The organism is Mycolicibacter sinensis (assembly GCF_001667375.1).
Taxonomy (GTDB): Bacteria; Actinomycetota; Actinomycetes; order Mycobacteriales; family Mycobacteriaceae; genus Mycobacterium; species Mycobacterium sinense_A.
The window spans coordinates 20,181-45,762 of sequence record NZ_LZIN01000022.1 but is presented as its reverse complement, the minus strand read 5'-3'; the positions used below and the strand labels follow the sequence as shown (position 1 = coordinate 45,762).

Genomic DNA, 25,582 nt, shown 5'->3' with positions numbered 1-25,582 from the left:
CCCGGGCGATGGCCACCAGGGCTATGACCGCGACGACGACGGCGATGAGGCTCGCCAGGATCATTTGCCCGACGGTCGTGAGCGCGGTTTTCCCCGCGCGAGCAGACATGAAGGCCCCCACTTCCGGCCCCGATTGGGGGCTTTCACGTCTGCTCGGCATCAGATCAGATGGGCAGCTTGCGGAAGATCGCCCGCGGAACGTGCCGCAGCACCATCATCACGTAGCGGAATGCCCCTGGCGCCCAGACGATCTCCTTGCCCTTGGCGGCTGCGGTCACCGCCAGCTCGGCGACGTCCTCTTTGTCGACGGTCAGCGGGGCTTCCTTGACGTGCGCGGAGAACCGGGTGCGCACCTGGCCGGGCCGGATCACCAGCACCCGCACCCCGTCGTCGCGCAGCGCCTCGCCCAAGCCGAGGTAGAAGCCGTCGAGCCCGGCCTTGGTGGAGCCGTAGACGAAGTTGGTGCGGCGCACCCGCTCTCCGGCCACCGAGCTCATCGCGATGATCTGCCCGAAGCCCTGGGCGCTCATCTTGTTGGCCAGCAGCACCCCGACCGAAACCGCGGCGGTGTAGTTGATTCCGGCGACCTGCACGGCCTTGGCCTGGTTGCGCCAGAGCTCCTCGGCGTCGGCGTCCATCCCGAAGGCGACCACAGCCACGTCGATGTCGCCCTCGGCGAACGCCTGGTCGATCATCGCCGGGTGCGACGCGGTGTCGAGGGCGTCGAAGTCGATGACCCGCACCGACTTGGCGCCGGCGGCCTCCATCGCCGCCGCCGCGGCGTCGCGGCCGGGGTCATTCGGCAGGCAGGCCAGCACCACGCTCGCCGAGGCGTTGCGCAGGTAGCGCGCGCAGATCGCCAGCCCGATTTCGGACGTGCCGCCCAGCACCAGGATCGACTGGGGGTTGGAGGTCGCATCTAAAACCATGGGCACACCATCTACACAAGCTCCAAACGTCGGGCCATGTCCGAGACGAAGATCCCGTCGGGATCGACCTTGCGCCGCACCGCAATCCATTCGTCGATGCGCGGGTACATGGCGTGGAACATCTCCGCGGTGGTGCGGGAATCCTTGGCGGTGTAGAGCCGGCCGCCGAACTCCAGCACCCGGCGGTCGAGGCCGTTGAGGAATTCGTTGAGGCCGGCCTTGATCTGAAAGTCCACGCAGACGTTCCAGCCGGGGATCGGGAAACTCAGTGGCGCTTGGTTGCCCGGGCCGAACAGCTTGAACACGTTGAGGAACGAGTAGTGCCCGCTGGCCTGGATGTCTCTCATGATGGCCTTGAACTCCTCGACCGCCTCCGTGGGCACCACGAACTGGTACTGCCCGAAACCGGCCGAGCCGTAGGCCCGGTTCCACTCACCGACCATGTCCAGCGGGTGGTAGAACTGCGTCAGGTTCTGCGCTTTGCCGCGGTAGCTGCCGGATTTGCGGTACCACAGCTCGGTCATCGCACCGAAGATCAACTTGTTGCCCAACCCGTTGGGGAAGATGTCCGGGGCGGTGAAGAACTGCGGCGCATCGAATTTCAGCGGGTCGCGGGCCAGCTTGTCGGGCAGCTGGTCCAACCGGGCCAGCGAGCCGCGCGAGATGGCGGCCCGGCCCAGCTTGGGCGGCGCGCTGATCGCGTCGAACCACGCCGAGGAGTAGGTGTAGTCGGCTTCGCTGCCGTCGCTGTGGAAGGCGATGGTCTCGTCGAGCGAGGCGGTGACGTCGCCGTCGGCGATGAAGTACGCCGTCTCGGTCGGGGTCATCGCGATCGTCGCGCGCAGCACGATCCCGGTCAGGCCGTTGCCGCCGACCGTGGCCCAGAACAGCTCCGACTCGGGGCCGTCCGGGGTCAGGTGGCGCACCGAACCGTCGGCGGTCAGCAACTCCATCGACGCCACGTGGTTGCCGAAGCTGCCGGCGCTGTGGTGGTTCTTGCCGTGGATGTCGCAGGCGATCGCCCCGCCGACGGTGACCTGGCGGGTCCCGGGCAGCACCGGCACCCACAGCCCCAGCGGCAGCGCGGCCCGCATCAACTGGTCCAGATTGACCCCGGCGTCGACGTCGACCAGCGCGCTGGCGGCGTCCATCGAATGGATCCGGTTCAGTGCGGTCATATCGACGACCAGGCCGCCGCCGTTCTGGGCGTTGTCGCCATAGGAGCGGCCCAGACCGCGGGCGATCACGCCTCGGGAGTCGGACGCCCGCGCCACGGCCTTGGCGATGACTTCGACATCCGGGGTGGACAGCACCTGCGCCACACTCGGCGCGGTGCGGCCCCAACCGGTCAGTCGCCGCGCGGTGGTCTGCAACTCGGTGCTCAACATCGCACATGAGGGTACCGCCCAACGCGCCGCTTCCCGGTTTCACGTGACTAATCTCGTGACTACCGTTACGATCGCGCAATGCCTGAGACTCCCCCCACTGATTCCACGTCCGCGGCCAAGCCCGCCAAGCCCAAGACCGCGGGTTTTCCGAAATCTTCCACCGCGTCCCAGGGCATGTCGGTGCCGACGATGGCCGCTTTGGCCCTGGCAGTGCTGGGCATCGTGCTCGCCGTGGTCGGGTGGTTCTACCCGTCCACGAGCCACAAGTTCTCCGGCGACCAGCGCGACGAAGCCAAGGGCAAGATCTGCGACGCGCAGGCGGTGGTGCGCCAGGGCACGCAGTTCAACACCAACCTGCAGAACCCCGTGCCCGGCGACCTCGCCGGTGACCTGGCGGTGGGCACCAACGCCCGGCTGTCGCTGTTCGCCGGTGGCGCGTTTCTGCACCAGCGTCTGGAGGCCAACCCGGCCGCGCCGGACGACCTGAGCAAGGCCGTCGGCGACATGGCCGACACGCTGGAGGCGCTGAGCATCAACTACCTGGCCGGGCACTCGCCCGACGACGCGGTGCAGCAGCCGCTGCGCGACCAGCTGCGCGGCCAGATCGACGTGCTGGACAACCTCTGCCAGCCGTAGTTTTCTCTAGGTCCTGAATCCGGCTCAGCGCCGGTTGCGCATGACGCAGCCGGCGCTGAGCCGTTTTGCGGGGCAGGTTCCCTAAGCTAAGACCGCGCCGGCGTCACGGTGACGCTCACGGTGCCGGCACCGCTGTCCGAGGCGATCACCAGCTGCTGGGCGCCGGGCGGTGAGACGATGTGGCCGCCGGTGACGCTCACCTGATAGTTGGTGTCGGGCACCCAGATGGTGGTGTGCGAGCCCGCGGCGAAACTGCCACTGCCGTCGGCCCTCTCGGGGGAGTAGCTGAACTGCAGGATGCCGTCGGTCACGGACCAGGAGCCCGGGGTGCCGGAGACCACTTGCGGGTAGGCCTGCGCCAGCGTGGCCATCACTCCGGAGGACAAGCCGTTGTCGTCGGGATCGCCGGAATTAGCGCGTGCGGTGCCGTATTCCCAGAACAGCCAGCCGAATCCGCGCTTGTTTGCCTCGTCGAGGGTGTCGGTGATGCTCTGGATGTTGCCGGTGTTGCCGAACTCGGTGATCATCGCCGGGATGTTGTGTTTGGCGGCGTAGGACGCCGCATCGCCCTGGATGATCAGCTCCCACAGTCCGCAGCCGAAGGCGGTGTCGCCGAAGATCGCCGTCGAGGTGCAGTAGTCGTGGAACGCGTAGACGGTGTTGGGATCGTTCACCGTGCCCAGCTGGGTGGGCAGCGGCAGGTTGCCGGTCAGGGTGTTGGGTTCGAAGTACACCGGGGTGTGCGGGTCGACGGCGCGGATCGCGGCGTCCACCTGGTTGTAGAACGCGGTCAGGTATTGGGCGTCGAAGAACGGGTTGCCCAACACCGTGCCCAGCCACTGGGTTCCGGCCCACGGCTCGTTCATGATCTCGTAGCCGGCGACGTTGCCGTTCCCGGCGAAGTACTCGGCGACGGCCTCCCACATCCGCGCGTAGCTGTTCTGCAGTTTGACTCCGTCGGCGACGGTGCTGTTGTGCCAGAACGCATCCCAGGCGTGGTTGACCGCGGGGCTGGCCACGTACGTCCACGGGAAGCCCGCATCGATCTCGGGCAGGCCGCCGGTGTCGGTCGCCCACGCCGGCGCGCCGTCGTAGCCGCCGTGGATGGAGTCGGAGTAGACGTCCTGGTGCATGTCGAGCAGGCTGACGATGTTGTACTTCGCCAGCATCTGCACGGTCTGTTCGATCGAAGCCAAATAGTTGTAGTCGTAGACGCCGGGTTGCGGTTCTACGCCCGCCCACAGCACACCGACACGCACCATATTGACGCCGTGCGCGGCCAGGTACGCCGCATCGGCTTCGGAGAACCCGCCGGCTTCGGGGGTATAGGGCGGTGACTTGTACACCTCGTTGACGCCGTGCATGATCACCACCCGACCGTCGCTGTCGGTGAGCCAGGGCCCGGTCACCGTGATCGGCCCGTAGCTGGTGTCCCAGAACATCGGTTTGTCCAGCGGCACCCCGGAGCCGAAGTGGCCGACCGCGCCGTGGGTGCCCATCAGACCCGGGTTGCCGCCGGCGCCGCCCAGCGCGGGGAGCGGGTGCGGACCGGTGGGGCTGCCGCCGACGCCGCTGTCACCGGCGTCGCCGCCGTGCCCGCCGGCGCCGAAGAACCCGATCGCGTTGCCGCCGTCACCGCCGTTGCCGCCGTCGGCGCCGTCGCCGCCGTGGCCGCCGACGCCGCCGTTGCCGAATAACCAGCCGCCGGCGCCGCCTTCACCGCCGATGGCTCCGGCGCCGCCGTTGCCGCCCGCGCCGCCGGTGCCGAACATGCCCGCCGCGCCGCCGGCACCGCCGGCGACGCCGGCCTCGGTGCTGCTCCAGCCGGCCCCGCCGTCACCGAAGAACCAGCCCCCGGCGCCACCGTGGGGGTTTTCGGCGGTGCCGGCGGTGCCGTTGCCGATCACCGTCGAGCCGAATAGCGCGTTGATGGTGCCGTCGACCTGTTTGCCGAGGTCGCTGGTGATCCAGGCCTGCATGTTGTCGTGCAGCGGGGTGTAGACGAACTGCTGGAACAGCGCGGCCGGGTCGAAGCTCATGGTGTCGGCAGCGCCCGGGCCGGTCAGCACGCCGTCCCAGTGCGCCGGGTCGAAGAACGCCTCCCAGGCGGCCGGCGATGACAGCGTGCCCCAATCCAGTGCGCCGGTGGTGGCGTCCAGGAACGGCGACAGCATCTGGTCGACGGCGTCGTCAAAAACTTCGGCGTGTGCCAGCGGGGTGGTGACCAGTGGCGCGAGTCCGAACACCAGGAAGGCGCCCGCGGAGGCGGTCACCGCGGTGGATTTTCTGTGGACATAAGTCCGTCGCCGACCACCAGTACCGAGCCGGGGCTGGGACATGACTTACCCGCCTTTCTATGACAAAGCTGAGGGTTCTGCAACAAAGTAGCAAGAGGGGGAGGGTGGCGTGTCGAAACGATGGAGGGAGACCGCAGCACTTGTCGAGGTCGGCGCGGGCGACCGCGCGGGAGTGCCTCGCATGTCTCCGACGTGCGGGTTCAAGGGAATGGTGATGCTGGCGCGGGTGGGCAGGCGCACTGATCACCGACAAGAAACCTTACTGCGGCTAAGTGAATGCCGAGCGTAGTTCCGCAGCGGCATCGTGAAACGGTGGCGTAGAAAGCTCTTAGGAAGCTGTGCGGCGCGCACCATTCAGCGCGCCCCGGCCTGCAGAGCTTCAGTTCACCTGAAGTGCACTAAATTGACGGTAGTGCATATTATCGCCTCGGTTTCGGACTGGCCGTCATCGACGGCGGAAAGTGCCGGCGAGCAGCAGCTGCTGCGGTGAAGAGGGGCGTAATCCGCCCTGACCTGGTCTGATGCGCGTCTCCGGAGCCACCGCGAAGCCTCGGCGACCAGATCGGAGCGCGCCGCCTTTTCTGAGAATGTCGGGCTTTTCTAAGAAATTTTGACGGGCAAGAAGACGCCCTTTGGGGGCAATAAGACCATGTGAACGCCTATTTTGGATGGACTACCTGGGGGTCTCCAACTTTGTGCACTGGGGTTGACGTCATGAGAATTAGCATTAACGTAACCCCCGCAGGGGCTTGTTATGCCGCCGTTATGTGCAAGCTAAGGGGAGTTTGTCGTGTCTCGTCATCGTCACAGTGGATCCAAAGGTCGTCGCAGTAGCCGGGTGCTTGGTGCCGGCAGCGCAGTCGGTGCGTTCCTCGCCTTCGGGATGGCCCCGTTGGGGGCAGCACCGGCGGCGCACGCCGACTTCGACGACGTGCTGATCGACCTGCTCGGTCAGGACCTGGGCGACGCCGTCGCCGGTTTGGGCACCAACCTGGGGGATCAGGGCGCCTGGGAGGTGGTCTTGGACCCGGCCAGTTGGTCGGCCTTCTTCGACGGCCTAGGCAGTCAGAGCACCTGGGATGCGGTCCTGGCCGATCTCGACCTGACCGCCGCGAGTTCGGCTGTCGCTGACCTGCCGGGTTCTGCCGCTGCGTTCAACTGGAGCGACATCAACTGGCTGATGCCGTTCGGTAACGGCGCCGCTGGTACCGCCGACCACCCGGATGGCTACGCCGGTGGCTGGATCTGGGGCAACGGTGGCGCGGGTTGGGATGCAACCGGCACGGGCGCGAGCGCCGTGCCCATCGACGGTGGTGACGGTGGCCAGGCCGGCTTGTTCGGCGGCGACGGTGGTGCCGGTGGTGACGGCTATGACGGTGGCGACGGTGGCGATGGTGGCGCCGCAGGGCCGTTCTCCTGGTTCAGCCACGGCGGCGACGGTGGGAATGGCGGCGCGGCAATAACCGAGGGTCGCGATGGCGGTGCCGGCGGTGCCGGTGGTGACGCGGCCCAGTGGGGTGCCTTCAGCACCGCCGGTGCCGGCGGCAACGGCGGTGACGGCGCTACGGGTGCGGCCGGCCTCGCCGGCAGCTTCGCCAATGGCGGTGATGGCAACGGCGGCACCGGTAAAGCCGGCGGCAACGGTGGTAACGGCGGCGCCGGCGGTAAGGGCTCGACCTTCTTCGGCGCCGGCGGCAAGGGCGGCGCGGCCGGTGCCGGTGGCGAGGGCGGCGTCGGTGGCGAGGGTGCCGCCGGTTCCGACATGACCGGGACTACTGCCGCGACCGACGGCGGTAACGGCGGCGCCGGTGGCGCCGGCGGCGACGCCGGCAAGGGCGGCGCGGGCGGTGCCGGTGGCTGGTTCGCCAGCGCGGGTGCCACGGGCGCCGGCGCCGGCGCCGGTAACGGTGGCGAAGGTGGCGTCGGCGGTGCCGGCGGTAACGCCAACGGTGTGACCGGAACGGCCGGCGCGGACGCCACGGTCGCCGGCGCCGACGGCGGCAACGGCGGTACCGGCGGTGACGGCGGTGTGGCGGGTGACGGTGGTACCGGTGGAGCCGGTGGCGCAGCGGGCACCTCGACGAACGGCACCACGGCGACCGACGGCGCCGGTGGCCAGGGTGGAAACGGTGGTGACGCCAAGGGCGGCACCGGTGGTGCCGGCGGCACGGGTGCCGGCGGCGGCAACAATGCGGCCGCCGGAAATGGCGGCAACGGCGGGGCCGGTGGCAACGGCGGCACGGCCGGTGCCGGAGGCGCCGGCGGTGCAAACGGCAGCGGTAGCGGCAAGGGCGGCAGCGGCGCGGACGGCTCGTCCGCCGGTGGCGAGGGCGGTGCCGGCGGTCAAGGCGGTGACGGCAAGGAAGTCGGCGGCAGCGCCCAGGCCGGCGGCATCGGCGGCACCGGCGGGATGGGCGGTGCCGGTAGCAACGGCGACGCCGACGGTAACGGTGGTGCCGGTGGCGCAGGTGGCGACGGAGCCAGTGTCGGCACCGGCGGAGTCGGCGGCAGCGGCGGTGCCGGTGGCGCCGGCGCCCAGGCCGGTGCGACTGGCCCGGGCTACGGCGGCGGTGGTGGTGGCGGTGGTGGCGGCGGCAGCGTCTTCGCCGGCACCGGTGCCACCACAGCGGGTACCGCCACTGGCGGCGACGGCGGAGCGGGTGGCGCAGGGAGCGCCACCGCCGCCGGCGGGCACGGCGGCACCGGCGGCCAGGGCAACATCTCCGCGGTCGGTACCGGCAGCAAAGCTGACGGCGCTGCCACCGGCGGTGACGGGGGTGCCGGCGGCAGCAACGGTGGCGTCGGCGGCGCCGGTGGTGCTGCGGTTATCAACGCCAGTCAGGGTGCCGTCGTCAGTGACAGCACCATCGTGCAGGGTGGCGAAGGTGGTGCAGGCAGCAACGGCGGCACGGGCGGTGTCGGTGGTGCCGGCGCCGCGTCGGCGATTGGCACCGGCAGCACCATCACGGGTACTGCCACCGGCGGCGCCGCCGGTAGCGGCGACGGCGCGGGCAGCGTCGGTGGTGACGGTGGTGGCGGCTACCTGGTCGTCGACCACGCCGGCGGCATCATCGGTGGTGGCGGCAACACCGCGGTGGCCCAGGGCGGTATCGGCGGTGATGCCACCGATGGCGGTCACGGCGGCACGGCCGGCTTCGGTGAACTGGAGACCGGCAATGCCAACGACGGCGGCAGCGGCGGCACCTCGTACGGCAGTGCCACGGGCGGTAACGGTGGTACTGCCGATGGCACCGGCAGCATGGGCGGTCACGGCGGCAACGGCGACATCCAGAGTGCTCGTGCCGAAGGCGGTAGCACCGGCGGCACCTCGCACGGCACCGCGCAGGGCGGAAACGGCGGGAACGCGACCGGTGGCGGCACGGGCGGTAAGGGCAGCTACGGCAGCATCTTGTCGGGCGGAACGGGCTCGGAGGCGTCCGGTACCGCTACCGGCGGCAACGGCGGTGTCGGCGCTGACCACGGCACGGGCGGTGACGCGCTGAGTGGTCAGGTCAATGCGTTCGGTGCGGATGCGAAGGCCGATGGCACGGCCCAGGGCGGCGACGGTGGTGCCGGTACCGGCGCCGGTGCGGTCGGTGGTGGCGGCAACATCGGTTACATCACCGCGGGCGCTGGAAACACCATCACCGGGGCGACGAGCACTGGTGGTGACGGCGGCGCCGCGGGCGCGGGTGTTCACGGTGCCTACGGTGGCGCGGCCAACGTCACCGCCAATGTCGGTACCGGCAGCACTATCACCGATAGCTCCGCGACCGGCGGTAACGCCGGCGCAGGCGACGCGCACGGCGGCGTCGGCGGTCGGGGCGGCGACGCCACCGTCGAAGCAAGTCTGGGCGGTGCGGTGAGCGACGCCACTGCAGATGGCGGCACCGGCGGTGCCGGCAGCAACAGCGGTACCGGCGGCGCCGGTGGGACCGCGTACGTTACCGCGGACGGTGCCGGCAACACGGCCGGCGGCGAGGCCCACGGTGGCGATGGTGGCGCCGGTAACGCCGGGACCGGCGGTGCCGGCGGAACGGGTGCGGTCTTCGTGGTCGGCACCGATGGCTCCGCACACGGCACCGGAATCGGCGGCAGCGGCGGCGACGGTACCGACGGTGGCCAGGGCGGGGCCGGCGGCCAAGGTGACGTGAACGCGAACGCGCACGGCACCACGGGCGGCATTGCCAGCGGCAAGGGCACCGGCGGCAATGGTGGCGACGCCACCGGGAACGGCAGCGTCGGTGGCAACGGCAATGACGGCGAGATTCAAGCCGGCTACAGCTTCAACGCATTCGGCGGCACCGCTTCGGGCGAGGCCACCGGCGGCAGCGGCGGCGATGCCACCGGCGCCGGCAGCCACGGCGGCAATGGTGCCTTCGGGGTTGTCCTCTCCAACGGCGTGGGAGCCGACGCCAGCGGCACCGCGATCGGCGCCAACGGCGGCAACGGCATAAACGGCGGCACCGGCGGCGACGCCAGCCTTGCCACGGCCCAGCTGGCTGCCACCGCCAACGGGGCGACGGCCAGCGGTACCGCTCAAGGCGGCAACGCCGGCGACGGCATCGGCGCCGGCAGGACCGGTGGCGCTGGATCCCTCGGCTGGATCCAGGCTCAGGGTGTCGGCAGCCATGCCTCCGGCACTGCTACCGGCGGCACCGGCGGAACCGGCCAGAACGGCGTCGATGGCGGTGCGGGTGGCCGCGGCTCCCTGCAGGCCATCGGTACCGGCACCACGATCAACGGTGGCACCGCCACCGGTGGTGACGGTGCCACCGGCTACGGCGGCGGCGCCAGCAACTTCCTGGTCAATGACGGCACGGTCGTCAACACCAGCGCTGTCGGGGGTGACGCCACCGACGGCGGCGCTGGAGGTGCTGCCACCGTCGGCGTCCAGGGTGTGGAGAGCTCGATCAGCGATAGCAGCATCACCGGTGGGAACGCCGGATCCGGTGGATCCGGTGGATCCACGGAGCTGTTAGCGAGCGGCGGCGCCACCATCTCGGGTAGCACTGCCGCTGGCGGGCAAGGCAGCGACACCGCCGACGGTGGTGCGGCGAGCATCATCGCCGACGGCTCGGGTAGCGCAGTGACCGGCAGTCACGTGACAGCTGGCAACGCCGGAGTCGGTGATGACAACGGTGGCAAGGGCGGAGATGGCGGCACGGCCAGCATCGGCGCCTCCAACGGTGCCCAGATCACCGATACCACTGTTATCGGCGGTGCCGGCGGGGCAGGCACGGACGGCGGCCAGGGTGGTCTCGGCGGCTTCGGTCTGGCCGGGGCGATCGGTGCGGGTAGCACCATCACCGGAGCGAGTGCCACCGGCGGCGCCGGTGGCCTGGGCGACAACGGCACCGGCGGGCAAGGCGGCAGCGGCCAGCTGATCGTCGACTCCGCGGGCGGCACCATCGGTGGTGGCGGCAACACCGCCACCGCGGTCGGCGGCGCCGGTGGCGCCGGCATCGACGGCGGCAGGGGCGGTAACGGCTCGTGGGGTGAACTCGAGTCCGACGCCGCGGGCGGCAACTCCTACGGTGTGTCCGCCGGCGGCAATGGCGGTGAAGCCACCGGCACGAACAGCGTCGGCGGTAACGGTGGAAGCTCGGATATCGAGAGTGCCAAGACCACTAGTGGCTTCGGTGACCCGAACCTGGGCGGTCCCGGTGGGACAGCCAGCGGTACGTCGACCGGTGGAGACGGCGGCGCCGCCAGCAACGGCGGCCACGGAGGTAACGGTGGCAAGGCCAGTATCGCCGCCGGTGGCGAAAATGCCGTGGCCAGCGGCACCTCCAACGGCGGCACCGGCGGCGAAGGCGATGGCGGCCAAGGCGGCAACGCCGGCTACAGCCGGATTACCGCACTGGGTGAGAACACCACCTCGACCGGTGGCAGCGCTACCGGCGGTGACGGCGGCAAGGGCACCGGCGTCGGCACCGGCGGCAACGGCGCCGACGGCAACATCGGGGCCGCGCTCACCAGCGCCGGCAGTTCCACCGACCACCCGACCGCTAACACCAACACAGTCGTCGGCGGAAGCGGCGGCCTCGGCGGCAGCGGTAACACCGGTGGCAACGGGACCGAGGCCGACGTCTATGCGGTCGACAACGGAAGCCACGCCGGGTGGCCTAACCCGAACAACGATAAGACGGTTATCGGCCACGACGGCACCGACAACCCGTAACCCCAACCCGCCAAACCGCCGCGGCCCGGTCCTTGCGATCGAGCCGCGGTGGCTTTTCGGGCGGCACCGTGGGGCAGCCCACCCGGCGCCGTTAGTCACGGCGGCTGAACCGGCTCCCTGCAGAGCAATCTCGTCACCCGCACGAAGATCGCTGTTTTTAAGAATCGTTCAACCGATTATTAGTCGCCGTGGGTCTCTCCAGCGCTCCCTCAGGCCACTAACCCATGAAAACAGCAGGTCGCACGGGTTCAGATGTCCAGGTCAGTGAACTGATGTTGACGTAGTCAGAATCGCTGTTAACCTCCTTCCCAAGAAACTTGCTAAGCCGTCAATATCTGCAGCTAAGGGGAGCGTGCCGTGTCTCGTCGCCGTCAGAGTGGTTCCAGGGGTCCTCGCAGCAGCCGGATTGTCGGTGCTAGTACCGCGATTGGAGCGTTCCTCGCCTTCGGGATGTCCCCACTGGGAGCGCAACCAGCCCACGCCGACTTCGATGGCGTGCTGGTCGAGCTGCTGGGGCAGGGACTCGGTGACGCGTTCAACGATCTGGGCGTCAACTTCGGCGACCAGGACGCCTGGCAGGTGGTCTTTGACCCCGCCAGTTGGACGCCGTTCTTCGATGGTCTGAGTTCGGCGTCCACGTGGGATGTGTTGTTGGCTGATCTGAACCTGAGCGGCATCGGGGCGGCCAGCTTCGATCTGCCGGGTTCGGCGGCGTTCAACTGGAACGAGATCAACTGGTTGGTGCCGTTCGGTGACGGCGCGGCCGGCACGGCCGCCAACCCCGACGGTGGGGCCGGTGGCTGGATCTTCGGCAATGGCGGCGCGGGCTGGGATGCCGATGGCACCGGCGCGGTCTTCGACGGTGGCGCCGGGGGTCAGGGCGGTCTGTTCGGCGGCAGTGGTGGTGCCGGCGGGGACGGCTTTGCCGGCGGGGACGGTGGCGCCGGTGGTGCTGCGGGGTTGTTCGCCTGGTTCAGCCATGGCGGCGTGGGCGGCGACGGTGGGGAAGCCGTCACCTTGGGCACCGCGGGCGGTGCCGGGGGTATCGGCGGTGACGCCGCGCTGTGGGGCATGTTCAGCACGGCCGGTGCCGGCGGTGCCGGCGGTGACGGGCTGGCCGGGGCCGCGGGCTTGGCCGGCAACGTCGCCGGGCTCGGCGGCAATGGCGCTGCCGGCGACAACGGTGGTGCCGGTGGTAACGGTGGTGCCGGCGGCAAGGGCTCGTATCTGTTCGGTGCCGGCGGTAAGGGCGGCGCCGGTGGTAACGGTGGTGTCGGCGGTGCTGGTGGTGACGGCGAGGACGGCGCGACCGGCAGCGGCGACGGTGCCGACGGCGGCGATGGCGGCCTCGGTGGCAACGGCGGTGCGGCCGGTAAGGCCGGCGCGGGCGGTGCGGGCGGCTGGTTCGCCGCCAACGGCGCCGCGGGTGCGTTGGGTACGCAGGGCGTCGGCGGGGTCGGTGGTAACGGCGGCGAAGGTGGCGCCGGCAGCGACGGCGCGGACGGCGCCGACGGCACCGCCGAGCACGTCGACGGCGGGGCCGGGCAGGCCGGTGGTCACGGTGGCAATGCGGGCCAGGCCGGCGCCGGTGGTCAGGGCGCCGGCGGTCAGGCCGACAGCGGTACGGCCGGCGCGGCCGGCAAGGGCGGCAACGGTGGCGTCGGCGGCAAGGGGTATGACGCCGCGTCGGATGCGGCGGCGGCGGCCGGTGCTAAGGGCGGCCATGGTGGCGTCGGTGGTGACGCGGGCCTGGGTGGTTTGCAAGCCGACGGCACCACGCATGCGAGCGCGGGTGCGGCCGGTGTCGGTGGCGCCGGCGGTGACGGCAAGGACGGTGCTGCCGGGGCCGCGGGCACGGTGCTGGACCCCCAGGGCAAGGCCGGCACCGCCGGTGGCGCCGGCGGTAACGGCGGCCAGGGTGGCTTGCAGGCCAACGGGTCTCGGGCGGCGACCGGTGTCGGCGGCGATGGTGGTGCCGGCGGCAAGGGCGGCGCCGGCTGGGACGCGTTCGCCGAAGGCGCCGGCGCGGGTATCGGGGGCGGTAACGGTGGTGTCGGCGGCGACGGTGGTGCCGGTGGCACCGGATCCACGGCCGGCCAGCACGGTGCCGGTGGCGTCGGCGGCAAGGGCGGTAGCGGTACCGATGGCGCCAACGGTGGCGCCGGTACGGACGGCACCGCCGATGACCCCGACGGTGGGGCCGGACAGGCCGGCGGCAATGGCGGTAACGCCGGCGTCGGCGGCGCCGGGGGTTCCTCGGGTAACGGGACTTTCGCCAACAGCGGCGCCAGCGGTTCGGCCGGTAAGGGCGGCAACGGTGGCTCCGGCGGCGCCGGTTGGGACGCCGCCTCGGATGCGGACGCGGCAGACGGTGCCGCCGGCGGTAACGGTGGCGTCGGTGGTGACGCCGGCGTGGGCGGCGTGCAGGCCGACGGCAGCCGGGCGGCTTCCGGGACGGCCGGGGTCGGCGGTAACGGTGGTGACGGCAAGGACGGCGCCGACGGTGACAACGGCACGCAGGACAACCCCGACGGTGAGGCCGGTCAGGCCGGTGGCGCCGGTGGTAGCGGTGGGCTGGGCGGCCTGAACGCCGACAACAGCCGCGCTACGACCGGTGACGGCGGTGACGGTGGAGCCGGCGGTAAGGGCGGGTACGGCTACGAAGGCGTGGACGGGGCCGCCGCCGGTGCGGCCGGTGAAAGTGGCGGCAACGGTGGCGCCGGTGGCGCCGGCGGGGTTGGCGGTACCGGCGCCAATGCGGGCGCGCACGGCGCCGGCGGTATCGGTGGTAACGGCGGCTCGGGTGGTGACGGTGCCGTCGGCGAGAACGGTATTGATGGCACGGCCACCCGGGTGGACGGCACGGCCGGCCAGACCGGTGGCGCCGGCGGCAATGCGGGCAAGGGCGGTGTCGGCGGCGCCAACGGCGACGGAACAACTGCTGCCGGCGGCCTCGATGGTTCGGCCGGTGTCGGCGGCAAGGGCGGCACCGGTGGTAGGGGCTTCGACGGTGTCGACGGCACCGCCAGCCGGATCGACGGCGGCAACGGTGGCGCCGGCGGGGCCGGTGGTGACGGCGGCCTGGGTGGGCTGGAGACCGACGGCAACCGCGCTGCCCAAGGTGATGGTGGCGACGGTGGCGCCGGCGGCCGGGGTGGTCACGGCCAGACCGGGGCCGCCGGTGTCGGCGCGGGTGTCAGCGGTGCCAACGGCGGTGCCGGCGGCAACGGCGGCGTCGGCGGCGTCGCCGGTCAGGGCACGAATGACGGTACGGCCGGCGCGGGTGGCGTCGGCGGTAACGGTGGAATCGGTGGCGCCGGTGCGGCCGGTGCGACCGGTGCCGACGGCACCGCGTCGCACGTCGACGGTACGGCCGGCGGCAACGGTGGCGCCGGTGGTAATGCCGGCAAGGCCGGTGTCGGCGGAGCCAATGGCGACGGCAGCGGCACGGCCGCTGATGGAACCGCCGGCAAGGGCGGCGTCGGTGGTGCCGGCGGTCAGGGCGGCAAGGGCTACGACGGTGCCGACAGCAACACCGCCGGTGTGGCCGGCGGCAACGCAGGCTCGGGTGGCGCCGGCGGTAACGGTGGCCAGGGCGGCCTGAACGCCGACGGCACCACCCGTGTCGCCGAGGGCGCCGGTGGCAATGGTGGTGCCGGCGGTGCCGGCGGTAAGGGCTACACCGGTCAGGACGGTGCGAATGCCGTCCAGGGGACAGGTGTCGGTGCCGCTGGCGGCGCGGGCGAGTCGGGCACCAATGGTGGTAACGGCGGCGCCGGTGGTCTCGGTGGCTCGGGCTCGACGCAGGGCCAGCAGGGTGCTGGTGGTGTCGGTGGTGCTGGTGGCTCCGGCGGCTCCGGTGGTGACGGTGCTGATGGCGCGAAGGGCACGCAGACCCACGTCGACGGCTACGACGGTGGCGCGGGCGGTGCCGGTGGTAACGCCGGCAAGGGCGGTATCGGTGGTGCAGGCTTCGGTGGCCCGGCCGGCAACGGCAGCGACGGCACGGCCGGTGTCGGTGGTGACGGTGGCGTCGGCGGCGCCGGGTACGACGGCGCGGCCGGTGCACTGGGTGTGGCCGGCGGCCACGGGGGCAATGGCGGCACCGGTGGTAACGGCGGCCAGGGTGGCCTGGAGACCAACGGCACCAATGCTGCCCAGGGCGCCGGCGGCAACGGCGGGGCCGGCGGTAAGGGTGGCGCGGGCTACGACGGTCAGGACGGTGTCGACGCGGTCCAGGGGACCGGTGTCGGTGCTGTCGGTGGCGCGGGCGAGTCGGGCACCAATGGTGGTAACGGCGGCGCCGGTGGTCTCGGTGGCTCGGGCTCGACGCAGGGCCAGCAGGGTGCGGGTGGTGTCGGTGGCGCTGGTGGCTCTGGTGGCCAGGGTGGTGCCGGTGCTGATGGCGCCGCGGGCGACGCGTCGCACGTGGATGGCTACGCCGGTGGAGCCGGTGGCGCCGGTGGGAACGCCGGCAAGGGTGGCATCGGTGGTGCGGGCTTCGGTGGCCCGGCCGTAAACGGCAATAACGGCACCGCGGGTGTCGGCGGCGAGGGCGGCAGCGGCGGTAGCGGCTTTGAAGGAGCCGCCAGTCAGACCGTGGGTGTCGACGGCGGCCGCGGCGGCAACGGTGGTGCCGGTGGTGACGGCGGCAAGGGCGGCCTGGACGGCAACAACGTCCGCGTCGCCGACGGCGTCGGCGGCGCCGGCGGTAACGGTGGTACGGGCGGCGCGGGCTACACCGGGGAGACGGGCATAGACGCAGCCAAGGGCGCCGGTGACGGCGCGACCGGTGGTACCGGGGAATCGGGCACCAACGGTGGCCAGGGCGGTGCCGGTGGTCTCGGCGGCTCGGGCTCGACGTCCGGTCAGCAGGGTCTGGGCGGTACCGGTGGGGCCGGTGGCTCAGGTGGTGCTGGTGGCCGCGGTGCTGATGGTGCCGACGGCACCGACACCCACCTCGACGGCTATGCCGCCGGCGCCGGTGGCGCCGGTGGTGACGCCGGCAAGGGCGGCGTCGGTGGTGTGGGCCGCGGCGGCCAGGCTGACGGCGGTGCTGACGGCACGGCCGGCGCCGGCGGTAACGGTGGCACCGGTGGTGTCGGGCACGTCGGTGAAGCCGGTGCGTTGGGTGTCGACGGCGGCGCCGGAGGCAACGGTGGCATCGGCGGTAACGGTGGCCAGGGCGGTCTAGAAGTTGATGGCACCACGCACGCGACCGCCGGCAACGGCGGTGACGGTGGTGCCGGTGGCGCCGGTGGCGCCGGCTACACCGGTCAGGCCGGTGCCAACCCCGGCGACGCCGGTGAAGACGGCACCGGTGGTGGCGCTGGCGGCACCGGTGGTGCCGGTGGTGAGGGCTTCGTCGGCGGCACCGGCGGTGCGGGCGGCAGCGCCGGCAACGGCGGCAGTGGCGGCGCGGGTGCGAGCGCCGCAGCCGGCAGCGACGCTGACGGCGGCAACGGCGGTAGCGCCGGTGCAGGCGGCAAGGGTGGCGCCGGAGGTTCCGGTGGCAATGGCACTGTTACCAACGGCAGTGGAGGCGCCGGTGGTAGTGGCGGCAACGCCGGCACGGCCGGTGAAGGCGGTGACGGCGCCGGTGGTGGCGGTGCGACCAACGCCGGTGCCGGTGGTAAGGGTGGCGACGGCGCCGACGGCGGTATTGGCGGCCAAGGCGGGGCGGCTGGCACTGGCGCCGGTAGCACCGGCAGCGCCGGCGGTGACGATGCCGACGGCACTGACAGCAACGGGGGCAAGGGCGGCGCCGGGGGCGAGGGTGTTGGTCTCATCAGCAGCACCACGGCCGCGCAGAACGGTGGTGCGGGCGGCCACGGTGGCGCGGGCGGCTCGCACGCCGATGGTGGCGACGGTGGCGCCGGTGGCAAGGGCGCGACCGGTGTGGCAGGGCAGAGTGGCACGACGCCGGGCGCTTCGGCGACCACTGCTGGTGGTGTCGGTGGTAACGGCGGCGCCGGCGGCACGGGTGGTGCCGGCGGTGTGATCTCGGGTGTCAGCGGTAGCGGTGGCGCAGGCGGTGAAGGCGGCACCGGCGGTGCCGGCGGTGCCGGTGCTGACGGTGCGACGGGAACCGACAATTCCGGGAACACCGGCCTGGCCGGCGGCAACGGCGGTAACGGCGGCAACGCCACCAACGGCGGCGCCGGTGGTACTGGCGGTGCCGGTGGCGCGGCGGGCGTTGCTGGCGGCGGTGGATCCGGTGCCCACGGCCAGGGTGGCCAGGGCGGCGCGGGCGGCATCGGCGGTACGGGTGGCGTCGGCGGTAACGGAGGCGACGGCGGCGACGGCGACGCCACTCAGAACATCGAGGCAGGCAAGGGCGGTAACGGCGGTAACGGCGGCACGGTCGGGCGCGGCGGCGTGGGCGGCGCCGGTGGCGACAACGGTGACGGCACCACCGCTGCCGCAGGCGAACGCGGCGCGGTCGGCCTCGGTGGTGACGGTGGCAACGGTGGTGACGGCGGTGACGGCTTCGGCCAGTACAGCGACGGCACCGGTCAGGCCGGTGCCGCCGGCGGTAACGGTGGAACGTTCGCTCCCGGCGGCTACGACAAGCCGTTGGGCGCGGGCAACGGCGGTGCCGGCGGTAACGGTGGTGCCGGTTCGGCCGGCGCTGACAACGCCAACGGTGACGGCGGCACCGGTGGTGCCGGCGGCGCAGGTGGTAACGGCGGCCAGGGCGGCCCCCAGAACGGCCACGGCGGAACGACTTCAGGCAATGGTGGCGCCGGCGGTAAGGGCGGCGCCGGCGGTGCCGGCGGCGCCGCAACCGGGAGCACCGGCAATGGTGGCACCGGTGGCGCGGGCGGCAAGGGAGGCGCCGGCGCTTGGGCCGGTGATAACCACCTGACCGGCCACACCGACAACGGCTACGAATTCGATCTGGACGGCGGGACCGCGGGTGCCGGCGGTGACGGTGGTCTAGGCGGCGCCGGTGGTGCCTCCAACGCTGGTACCGGTGGAACCGGCGGCGGGGGTGGCCTCGGCGGCGACGGCGGACGCGGCGGCTGGGGCTCAGACCTCGGCGGTAACGGCGGCTCCGGTGGGGCGGCCGGCAACGGCGGTAACGGCGGCGTCGGTGGTGACGGCCAGATCGGCGGCACCGGCGGCCCGGCTGGTAATGGTGGCGTCGGCGGCCAGGGCGGCCATGGTGGCGTCAGCGACACCAACTCGACCGCCATCGTCGGCGGTGCGGCCGGCGCGGGCGGTAACGGCGGTGTCGGTGGCGCCGGCGGTAACGGTGCCGACGCCACCAGCGGCGGTGACGGCGGGCAGGGCGGTAGCGGCGGTACGGGCGGTAAGGGCGGGACCGGTGGTGACGGAGCCGGCGGTTCGGCCGTTGACGGCGGTGCTGCCGCCGACGGTGGTGTCGGTGGTAACGCCGGAGCCGGCGGTGCCGGCACCGGCGGTGGAGCCGATGGGGCCAACGGTGTCGGCGGTGTCGGCGGCCAGGGCGGCACCGGTGGCGGTGGCGGCAGCGCTAGCGGCCAGGACGTCGACGGCAACGGCTTGAAGGGCGGCGCAGGCGCGGCCGGCGGCAACGGCGGCGCCGGCGGGCAGGGCATAAACGGCGAAGGCGGCGGTAACGGCGGTCAGGGCGGCAGGGGCGGCACCGGTGGTGCCGGCGCTGCGGGCGCCAACGCCGCCGCCGGAAGCGGCGAGGCCGGTGGCAACGGCGGTGACGGCGGTGACGGCGGACGCGTCGGCAACGGTGGTCAGGGCACCGACGGCGGCGGTGACGGCGCCAGCGGCGTCAACGACGGCCCGTACGGCGCCGGAGGGACCGGCGGCCGGGGCGGTAACGGCGGCAGCGCCGCGGCCGGCAGCGGCGAGGACGGTGGTACCGGCGGTAACGGCGGTCGCGGCGGCAACGGTGGTGCCGATGGCGACGGCGTCGCCCAGGCCCGCGGCGGTGCGGGCGGCGCCGGCGGGACCGGTGGAAAGGGCGCCGACGGCGATGTCGCCGGTAACGGCGGCAGCGGCGGTGACGGTGGTGACCGCGGCAATGGTGCGGTTTCAGGCAACGCCGGTGTCGGCGGTGCGGGCGGCGCGGGCGGCAACAGCACCACCGGTGTCGGTGGCGCCGGCGGCACCGGCGGTGACGGCGGCGACGCCGGCCTGGTCGCCAACGTGACCGACCCCGGCGCGAGCGGGGCCGATGGCGCAGCCGGCGCGGCCGGCGGTGCGGGCGGTGCTGGCGGTAGCGGTATCGGCGGTGGCGCCGGCGGTACGGGCGGTAAGGGCGGCACCGGTGGTGACGGCGGTGACGGTGTCGATGCGGTCGCCCCGGGTGCGGCGGGCGGCAACGGCGGTAATGCCGGCGCCGGTGGCGCAGGCGGCGCGGGCGGCAAGGGCGGTACCGGGCTGTCGGGTAGTGCCGGTGGTGCGGGCGGCAACGGCGGCTCCGGCGGTGACGCTGGTAAGGGTGGCAACGGCGCCGACGGTCTCGGCGGCGGCGGGGGTGTTCTGGCCGGCAACGGCGGCAACGGCGGCAACGGTGCCGACGGCGGTGTCGGCGGGGCGTTCGGTACCGGTGGCGCCGGCGCTATCACAGGCGCCAACGGAACCGCCGGTGACGCGGGCACCAGCGGTGACGGCGGCAACGGTGGTCGCGGCGGTGACGGCGAGGGCATGAGCGGGTCGATTCCGCAGTCCGGCGGCACCGGCGGTAACGGCGGTAACGGCGGCGTGGGCGCCACCGGCGGTAACGGTGGTTCCGGCGGGATCGGTGCCGCGATCGGCGACGGCGCGGTCGGTGGCGACGCCGGTGCCGGTGGCACCGGTTGGGCCAGCACCGGTAGTGGCCTGGGCTACGGCGGTGGCGGTGGTGGCGGCGGCGGTGGAGCCCGGGTGGGCGGCACCGGGACCATCGACGACACCACGGTGACCGGCGGTAAGGGCGGCAACGGAGAGAATGGCACTGCGACCGGACCCGGAGCCGCAGGCGAGACCGGTGGCGTCGCCAATGTCGTCATCGACGGAAACGTCTCCAACGTGTCGATCCAAGCGGGTAACTCCACGGCTGAGTTCGCGGGCGGCAGCGCTACGGTCGTTATCGATTCCGGCAGCAGCATCGTGGACAGCACGGTGACCGGCGGTAACGCCGGCGACGGCGGGGCCGGTGGCAACGCCTTGCTGAGCGCCACCAACGGTGGCGCGATCTCCGGTAGCCACGCCAGGGGCGGCAACGCTAGCGACAGCGCGGCCGGTGGTGACGCGACCCTCAGCGCGGACGGCGCGAACAGCAAAGTCATCGACAGCACCGCCCAGGGCGGCAATGCCGGCGCCGGGGACGCCAACGGCGGCACGGGTGGCGACGGCGGTGTCGCCGCCGTGATAGCGAACCAGGGCGGCGTGGTGAGCCACGGCAGCGCAACCGGCGGTGACGGCGGTGCCGGCACCAACGGCGGCCACGCCGGCACCGGTGGTTACTCGGAGCTCAGCGCCGGCTTCCAAGGCGGTGCTGGCGGCAGCGCCACCGGCACGGCCCACGGCGGCGCGGGCGGCGACGCCGACGGCACCGGCAGCACCGGCGGCACCGGCGGTAGCGGCAACATCCAGGGCGGCTTTGTCCGCCCGGGCCTGGGTGGCGACGGCGGGGCGGCCAGCGGGACTGCGACCGGCGGTGACGCTGGCGCCGGTTCTGGCGGCGGCCACGGCGGCAACGGCGGTATCGGCAGCATCGTCGCCGGGGGCAACGGCGCCGAGGCCAACGGCACTGCGCAGGGCGGCACCGGCGGCGCCGGTATCGACGGCGGTACCGGCGGTCAGGGCCAGCACGGGCAGGTGGCAGCGCTGAATGACGGGGCGAAGGCCACCGACAGCCACGCCACCGGCGGTGACGGCGGCAGCGGCACAGGCGACGGCGTCAAGGGCGGCAACGGTGCGTACACAACGCTGCAAGCCCTCGGTAAGAACTCGACCATCACCGGCAGCACCCTCATCGGTGGTGACGGCGGCGCGGGCCACGACGGCGTCAACGGCAACGTGGCCTCGGACGCTCTGCTGCAAGCCAAGGGCGAGGGCGACACCATCACCAACAGCAGCGTGAAAGGCGGCGACGGCGCCGCCGGCAAGACCGGCCCCGGCGCGCGGCTCGTCACCGAGGGCGGCCACGTGACCAACACCCACCTGGAGGCGGGCCAGGGCACCGACACGGCCGTCGGCGGCCAGGTCAGGCTCACTGTCACCGACGGCGGCACCGTCACCGACACCAACATCACCGGCGGTGATGGCGGTGCCGGCACCGGCGCCGGCGGCCAGGCCGTCGTCACCGTCAACGGTGGTGCGGTGTCCGACAGCACCGTGACCGGCGGTAACGGCGTCGGCAACGCGGCCGGTGGTACCGCGACCATCAACGTTGACGGCATCGGCAGCAGCGTCGACCACAGCTCGGTCACCGGCGGCGACGCCGGAACCGGCGTCACCGGTGGCGGCGCGGCCGGTGCCGGTGGGGCGGCCAAGATCGAGGCGACCACCGGCGGCCACGTCACCGACGGCCACGCCACCGGCGGCACCGGCGGCAACGGCGGCGCCAACAACGGCGGCGCGGGCGGCAAGGCGGCCGCGGGCGGTGCGGCCACCGTCAGCGCGATCAACGGCGGGACCGCCAGCGGTAAGGCCACCGGCGGTGACGGCGGCAGCGGCGGTGCCGGCACCAACGGGCGCGTGGGCGGCGGCGGCGGCGCCGCCGGCCAGGGCACCATCAGCGCCAACGGCGGCACCGCGGGAGGTAACGCCACCGGTGGTGACGGCGGCAACGGCGGTGACGCCACCGCCGACAAGGCCGGCCTCGCCGGCGGCAAGGGCGCCGATGCCACCATCACGGCATTCGACACCAGCAAGGCCACCGGTACCGCCATTGGTGGGGCCGGGGCGGTCGGCGGCATTTCGGGCGCCGCCGGCAACGGCGGCACGGCCACCATCACCGCAGACGGTGACAGCACCGTTGCGGGCGGCACGGCAACTGGTGGTGCCGGTGGTGTCGGCGGCGGCGCTGACAGCACCGCGAAGGGCGGCGCCGGCGCGAGTGGCGGCGCAGCGACTATCGAGGCGCACAACGGCGGCACGGTGACGAACACCAACGACGGCACCGGTGACAGCACCTCCGCCACCGGCGGCGCTGGCGGTAACGGCGGCGAAGCCCTCGGTTCCAAGGCCGGCGGTGCTGGCGGCGTCGGTGGCACCGCCACCGTCATCGCTGACAATGGCGCGGCCAGTGGCGTGGCCACCGGTGGTTCCGGTGGTAACGGCGGTGACGCCACCGCTGCGGCGGTCGGCAAGGCCGGCGGTGTCGGTGGTTCCGCCACGGTCACCGGTACCGACGGCGGCACGGCCAACGCTGGCGGCGGCGACGATGCGGGTCGTTCCTTCACGATCAGCAGCAGCGGTACCGGAGCCGGCGCGGTTGGCGGCAACGGCGGCGACGGCGGTGCCGGCGGTGTCGGCGGCGCCGGCGGCGCGGCGATCATCTCGGCGAACGGGGCAAACAGTGCCGCCAGCGGTGGCGCGGCCGGCGGCGACGGCGGCAGCGGTGCTCTCGGTGCCGGCGCGGCGGGCCAGGACGGCACGCTGACCGCCACCAACGGCGGTGTGATCACCAACAGCACCGCCACCGCCGGGAACAGCATCGACGGCAAGGCCGGTGGTTCGGCCAGTGTCACCGCCGACGGTCAGAACAGCTCGGTGGCAGACAGCTCCGCTGTCGGCGGCACGGCCGGTACTGGTGACGCCAATGGCGGGAAGGGTGGCGCGGGCGGCAATGCCGACGTCACGGCGACCTATGGCGGCGCCGTCGAACGCGGCGCAGCGACCGGCGGTAGCGGTGGCCAGGGCAGCAACGGCGGCACTGGTGGTGCCGGTGGTGTCGGCGAGATCAGCGCCAAGGCCGGCGGGTCGGCGACGGGCGTTGGTCATGGCGGCAACGGTGGTGACGGCATCGCGGGCGGCCAGGGCGGCACCGGCGGCATTGGCTCCATTAACGCGTCCGACCAGACCGGCGGCACCAACGGCGGCAGCGCGAGTGGCACCGCTACCGGCGGCAACGCCGGCGACGGAACCGGTGCCGGCAGCAAGGGTGGCGACGGTGGCGCCGGTTGGGTGCAGTCCGGCTACAAGGCACCCAACGGCGTGACCTACACCGGCGGAAACGCCACGGGTGTCGGTGTCGGCGGCCAGGGCGGCGACGCCTCCGACGGCGGTACCGGTGGCGCTGGCGGGATCGGAATTGTGCTGGCGCACAACGGCGGAACGGTTGACGGCACCAGCATCGGCACCGGCGGTGACGGTGGCGCAGCGGATGCAGCCGGAGCTATCGGTGGCGCGGGCGGTATGGGCCAGGTCGCCGCTGGCACTGCGGCCAACAGTCAGGCCAGCGGTGAGGCCACCGGTGGTGATGGCGGCGCAGCCCACGGCGGCAACGGTGGTGCCGGCGGTATCGCCTACGTGCAGGCCGGCACGAACGCCGGCGGGATCGTCAGCGGCACCGCAACTGCCGGTAACGGTGGTGACGGTGGTGTCGACGGCACCGATGGGACCGCCGGCGGCAACGGTGGCGCCGGTGGCGGCGCCAAGGTCGAGGGCCTGTTGGGCACCAACACCTCCAACGGCAGCGCGCATGGCGGCAACGGCGGTAACGGTGGTAACGGCGGCATCAACGGTGCGGTCGGCGGCAATGGTGGTGCCGGTGGTGAGGGCAAGGTCGACAACGGCGCCACCAGCAGCTCGGCTGAGGGCGGCGACGGCGGCGACGGTGGTGCTGGCGGGACCAAGGTCGGCACCAACACCGGCAACGGCGGGGCCGGCGGCGCTGGCGGCAACGGCCTCGTCACCACCGCCAACGGCGGCAGCACCCATGACGGCCATGCCTACGGCGGCGATGGCGGTAAGGGCGGTGACGGCGACGCGGCCGGTAATGCCGGTGGCAAGGGTGCGGCAGGCGCTGCGGCCACCGTCAAAGCCGATGGCCCAGATAGCTCCGCCAGCGGCTCCGCGACGGGGGGCAATGGCGGCAACGCCATCGGCACCGGCACCGGCGGCGCGGGCGGTGCAGCCGACATCAAGGCCACCAACGGTGCTCACGTCACCGACATCACCGTCAAGGGTGGCACCGGGGGTGACGGCGAAGACGGCGGCAAGGGCGGCATCGGAGGGGTCGCGATCGCCGGAGCAACTGGCACCGGCAGCAGCATCACCAATGGTCAGGCCACCGGCGGTGGTGGCGGCCTGGGTAACGCCGGGACCGGCGGCGATGGTGGTAAGGGCGAGCTGAAGGTCGACGGCGACGGCGGCACGGTCGGCGGTGCCGGCCAGCCCGCAGAGGCGATCGGCGGCAAGGGCGGCGCTGGTATCGACGGCGGCAAGGGTGGTTCGGCCACCTGGGCGGTGGTCGAAGCTCACGAGCGCGGCCACTCGTTCGGCACCGCCATCGGCGGCAACGGCGGCGACGCCACCGGCGAGAAGAGTGTGGGCGGCAGCGGCGGAAGCTCGGGCGTCGAAAGCGGCAAGACGACGAACTTCTACAGCAACCCCACCGCCGGCGGTCCTGGCGGCACTGCCAGCGGCACTGCGGTCGGCGGTGACGGCGGTAATGCCACCGGTGGTGGCACCGGCGGCGCCGGCGGCAAGGCGAACGTCGCCGCCGGTGGAGACGGCGCCGTGTCCAGTGGCACGTCGCACGGGGGCGCCGGTGGAGACGGTTTGGACGGCGGCAAGGGCGGCGTCGCCGGCTGGAGCCGGATCTCTGCGCTGGGCGAGGACAGCAGCACCACCGGCGGGACCGCCACCGGCGGCAACGGCGGCACCGGCTCCAACGGTGGCGTCGGCGGAAACGGCGCGGACGGCAACGTCTACGCCGGTAACCCGACGCAGCCTGGGATCAGCACCCCGTCGGCGAACAACTCGTCGGCTACCGGCGGCAGCGGTGGCAGCGGTAACGGCAAGGGCGTCACCGGCGGTAACGGCCAAGAAGCCAGCGTTGTCGGCCTCGGTGACGACCACGCCGATAGGCAGATCGCCACCGGCAACAACGGCGCTAACAAGCCGTAACGCTCACCCGCAACAACCGCCGCGGCCCGGTCTTTGGACCGGGCCGCGGTGGCGTTCGGGGCTGGCACGCTCATCTCCAGCCTG

Annotated in this window: 6 protein-coding genes; 3 read left to right on the top strand and 3 right to left on the bottom strand. The window is 72.7% G+C overall.

The window, feature by feature from the left end:
• Positions 1 to 164: 164 nt before the first annotated feature.
• Both A5771_RS04445 and A5771_RS04440 read right to left on the bottom strand, forming a co-directional pair.
• Positions 165 to 929, bottom strand: a complete 765-nt coding sequence (locus A5771_RS04445; protein ID WP_064853998.1) for a decaprenylphospho-beta-D-erythro-pentofuranosid-2-ulose 2-reductase — start codon at positions 927 to 929, stop codon at positions 165 to 167.
• Between the two features lie 11 nt (positions 930 to 940).
• Complete coding sequence (locus A5771_RS04440; RefSeq protein ID WP_064853997.1) at positions 941 to 2,317, bottom strand: FAD-binding oxidoreductase; 1,377 nt, start codon at positions 2,315 to 2,317, stop codon at positions 941 to 943.
• Between the two features lie 78 nt (positions 2,318 to 2,395).
• Here A5771_RS04440 and A5771_RS04435 point away from each other — a divergent pair, with 78 nt between their 5' ends.
• On the top strand, positions 2,396 to 2,953 hold the full coding sequence (locus A5771_RS04435) for a hypothetical protein (RefSeq protein WP_234782940.1): 558 nt from the start codon (positions 2,396 to 2,398) through the stop codon (positions 2,951 to 2,953).
• Between the two features lie 86 nt (positions 2,954 to 3,039).
• Here the strand turns inward: A5771_RS04435 and A5771_RS24265 are convergent, their stop codons facing one another.
• Positions 3,040 to 5,226, bottom strand: a complete 2,187-nt coding sequence (locus A5771_RS24265) for a cellulase family glycosylhydrolase (protein ID WP_267887456.1) — start codon at positions 5,224 to 5,226, stop codon at positions 3,040 to 3,042.
• A gap of 814 nt (positions 5,227 to 6,040) precedes the next feature.
• Here A5771_RS24265 and A5771_RS23570 point away from each other — a divergent pair.
• Together A5771_RS23570 and A5771_RS24260 are read left to right on the top strand one after the other, a co-directional pair.
• Positions 6,041 to 11,434 carry a beta strand repeat-containing protein gene (locus tag A5771_RS23570; RefSeq protein WP_207545387.1) on the top strand — a complete coding sequence of 1,798 codons (5,394 nt, stop codon included), beginning with the start codon at positions 6,041 to 6,043 and terminating at the stop codon, positions 11,432 to 11,434.
• 450 nt (positions 11,435 to 11,884) lie between these two features.
• Positions 11,885 to 25,498, top strand: a complete 13,614-nt coding sequence (locus tag A5771_RS24260) for a hypothetical protein (RefSeq protein WP_165612852.1) — start codon at positions 11,885 to 11,887, stop codon at positions 25,496 to 25,498.
• Positions 25,499 to 25,582 lie beyond the last annotated feature (84 nt).